Origin of the sequence: Shewanella electrica (assembly GCF_022321485.1) — a bacterium.
GTDB classification, from domain to species: Bacteria; Pseudomonadota; Gammaproteobacteria; order Enterobacterales; family Shewanellaceae; genus Shewanella; species Shewanella electrica.
Map to the genome: position 1 here is coordinate 1 of NZ_JAKOGG010000347.1, position 267 is coordinate 267.

Genomic DNA, 267 nt, shown 5'->3' on the forward strand with positions numbered 1-267 from the left:
TTGCTTGAAATCCACCAGGAGATGGTCGAGCGCCTCAAAGTCCCGCTGATCCTGCACATCTGCGGCAACACCCTGGATAGAATGGACTACATCGCCCAGACGGGCATGGCCGCCTTCCACTTCGACTCCAAGAACGACCCGCAGCAGGCTATGGACATTATGGACGGACGCATCGGCCTCGTTGGGAACATCAACAATCCGGAGACGCTATACGCTCGCGGCCCGGAAGAGGTGCGCGCCGAGGTCTACAAGTGCATGGACGCCGGT

Annotated in this window: 1 protein-coding gene; it reads left to right on the forward strand. The window is 59.6% G+C overall.

Annotated features, from left to right (window positions below):
* Positions 1-267, forward strand: a 267-nt coding sequence (locus tag L9G74_RS20845; RefSeq protein WP_238898667.1) for a uroporphyrinogen decarboxylase family protein, incomplete at both ends; no start/stop codon positions are given.